General features: G+C 66.8%; 2 protein-coding genes. Both read right to left on the bottom strand.

The genetic code is table 11. The features are described from left to right. Positions 1-179 precede the first annotated feature (179 nt). Positions 180-1,958 carry an acyl-CoA dehydrogenase C-terminal domain-containing protein gene (locus HMPREF3014_RS16815; protein WP_003103344.1) on the bottom strand — a complete coding sequence of 593 codons (1,779 nt, stop codon included), beginning with the start codon at positions 1,956-1,958 and terminating at the stop codon, positions 180-182. A gap of 272 nt (positions 1,959-2,230) precedes the next feature. Next, positions 2,231-3,265 (bottom strand): acyl-CoA dehydrogenase C-terminal domain-containing protein (locus HMPREF3014_RS16820; protein ID WP_177344981.1); only part of this gene is annotated, 1,035 nt, incomplete at its 5' end.

The raw sequence follows: 3,265 nt of genomic DNA on the forward strand, positions 1-3,265 counted from the left end.
GGGCGCATAACGCCAACGGCGTTATCCGCCGCTCACCCTGTCCCATCACGGCCCCGAGAAAACCCTGGGAATGGCGGATAGCCGCAAGCGGATATCCCCCCACCCGTCCCGCGCGCCGAGCCCCCGGCGCCCAGAAAAAAGCCCCGCATCGCGGGGCTTTCCGTCTCAGGCGCCAGGCCTCAGAACTGCTCGGCGTCCAGCAGGTACAGCGACTCGCTGCCGGCGCGCACGGAGGCGCTCAGGGAATGGATGCGCGGCAGCAGGCGGGCGAAGTAGAAGCGCGCGGTACCCAGCTTGCTGGCGTAGAAGTCGTCCTCGCCCTGCTTGGCCAGCGCGGTGCGCGCCATCAATGCCCACATGTAGGCATAGGCGGTGTAGCCGAACACATGCAGGTATTCGACCGACGCCGCGCCGATCTCGTTGGGATTGCCCTTGGCGCGGTCGAGCAGCCAGGCGGTCAGCTCTTCCAGGTTCTCCACGGCGGCCGCCAGCGGCTTGCTGAACTCGCCCAGGGCCTCGTCGGCGGAAGCGACGAAGGCCTTGATCTCGTCGGTGAAGTGACGGGAGAAGGCGCCGCCGCTGCCGATCACCTTGCGCCCCACCAGGTCGAGCGCCTGAATGCCATTGGTGCCTTCGTAGATCTGCGTGATGCGACAGTCGCGCACCAGTTGCTCCTGGCCCCATTCGCGGATGAAGCCGTGGCCACCGAAGATCTGCTGGCCATGGATGGTGGTTTCCAGCCCCATGTCGGTGAGGAATGCCTTGGCCACCGGGGTCAGCAGCGCCACCAGCTCTTCCGCGCGCTTGCGGGTGACCGCGTCTTCGCTGTACTTGGCGGTGTCCAGCTGCATCGCGACGTAGCTGGAGAAGGCGCGGCCGCCTTCGTTCAGCGCCTTCATGGTGAGCAGCATGCGACGCACGTCGGGGTGCACGATGATCGGGTCGGCGGCCTTGTCCTTGGCCACCGGGCCGGTCGGCGCGCGGCTCTGGATACGCTCGCGGGCATATTCGATGGCGCTCTGGTAGGAGCGCTCGCCGGTGGCCAGGCCCTGGATGCCGACGCCAAGGCGCTCGTAGTTCATCATGGTGAACATCGCCGCCAGGCCCTTGTTGACCTCGCCCACCAGCCAACCGGTAGCGCCGTCGAAGTTCATCACGCAGGTGGCCGAGGCCTTGATCCCCATCTTGTGCTCGATGGAGCCGCAACCCAGGCTGTTCTTCTCGCCCAGCGAACCGTCGGCGTTGACCAGCACCTTCGGTACCAGGAACAGCGAGATGCCCTTCGGCCCGGCCGGGGCGTCGGGCAGCTTGGCCAGCACCAGGTGGATGATGTTCTCGGTCAGGTCATGCTCGCCGCCGGTGATGAAGATCTTGGTCCCGCTGATCTTGTAGGAGCCGTCGGCCTGCGGCTCGGCCCTGGTGCGGATGATGCCCAGGTCGGTGCCGGCATGCGGCTCGGTCAGGCACATGGAACCGGCCCAGATACCGGCGTACATGTTCGGCAGGTACTTGTCCTTCAGTTCGTCGCTGGCATGGGCATTGAGCGCCAGGCAGGCGCCGGCGGTCAGCATCGGATACAGGCCGAACGACAGGTTGGCCGAGTTGACCAGTTCCTCGACCTGCGCCGAGATCACCTTGGGCATACCCATGCCGCCGTAGGTCGGATCACCGCCGACGCCGACCCAGCCGCCTTCGGCGTAGGTCCGGTAGGCCTCGGGGAAGCCGGCCGGGGTGCTCACCGCGCCAGCGTTCCACTGGCAGCCTTCCTCGTCGCCCGGACGGTTCAGCGGGGCGATGGTACCGGCGGTGACCTTGCCGGCCTCTTCGAGGATCGCCGCGGCGGTCTCGGCGTCGACCACTTCGGCCAGCGCCGGCAGTTGCGCCCAGAGCCGGGAGACCTCGAACACCTCATTGAGGACGAAGCGCATGTCGCGCAGCGGAGCTTTGTAATCAGCCATGTGGGGAATCCTCGATCGTACCGATCGCCGGCCGGGGGCCAGCGGCAACAAAATGGAGGCACGAAAGGCGTGCCGCGGCCGAGTCTACACCACCAACATTTCGGACTTGTAGCGTCACGTCGTGACCTGAAAGTCTATATCGGTCTTCTATGCGACAGGCATGAGAAAGCCCGCTTTTCGCGGGCTCGAGCGAGTTCGCCGGGAGTCCGACGGGCCCGGCGGGTGCGGGAGAAACCGGGGGAAGAAGCGCCGCGCCCCTGCCCCGGCAGCCGCTAGAGCGAAAACTGCTCCGCCGACAGGCTCATCAGGCCCGCCGCGCCGGCCTGGATCGCCGCGGCGTGCGCCGCAGTGCGCGGCAGCAGGCGACTGAAGTAGAAGTCGGCGGTGGCCAGCTTGGCTTCGTAGAACGCGGCCTCGCCGCTGCCGGCATCCAGCTTCTCGCGCGCCACCAGGGCGATGCGCAACCAGAAATAGGCCAGGGTCACGTAGCCGGAGAACATCAGGTAGTCCACCGAGGCGGCGCCCACTTCGTCGGCATTCTTCATCGCCGCCAGGCCCACCTGCTGGGTCAGTTCGCCCCACTGCGCGTTCAGCGCCGCCAGTTGCGCGACCTGTCCCTTCAGTTGCGGATGCTCGGCCTGGGCCTGGCACAACTGGTGGACCAGTTTGGTGAAACCGCGCAACAGCTTGCCCTGGCTGCCCAGTACCTTGCGGCCGAGCAGGTCGAGGGCCTGGATGCCGTTGGTGCCTTCGTAGATCTGTGCGATGCGGCAATCGCGGACCAACTGCTCCATGCCCCACTCGCGGATGTAGCCGTGGCCGCCGTAGACCTGCATGCCGAGGTTGGTCACCTCCTGCCCGGTCTCGGTCATGAAGGCCTTGCAGATCGGTGTCAGGAAGGCCAGCAGGTCGGCGGCCCGCTCGCGCTCGGCGGCGTCCTGCGACAGGTGCTCGGTGTCGAGCAACTGGGCGGTGAAGTAGGCCAGCGCGCGGTTGCCTTCGTTGAACGCCTTCATGGTCAGCAGCATGCGCCGCACGTCGGGGTGCACGATGATCGGGTCGGCCGGCTTGTCCGGCGCCTTCGGCCCGGTCAGCGAGCGCATCTGCAAGCGCTCCCGGGCGTAGCGCACGGCGCCCTGGTAACTGGTCTCGCCAAGGCACAGGCCCTGCATGCCGGTGCCCAGGCGGGCGTGGTTCATCATGGTGAACATGCAGTGCAGGCCCTTGTTCGGCTCGCCGATCAGGTAGCCGGTGGCGCCGTCGAAGTTCATCACACAGGTGGCCGAGGCCTTGATCCCCATCTTGTG

Source organism: Pseudomonas sp. HMSC065H01, assembly GCF_001815235.1.
Lineage (GTDB): Bacteria > Pseudomonadota > Gammaproteobacteria > Pseudomonadales > Pseudomonadaceae > Pseudomonas > Pseudomonas aeruginosa.

Excerpts from the sequence above, each read along its gene's own strand:
- HMPREF3014_RS16815 (WP_003103344.1), bottom strand. The coding sequence starts at position 1,958 with ATGGCTGATTACAAAGCTCCGCTGCGCGACATGCGCTTCGTCCTCAAT.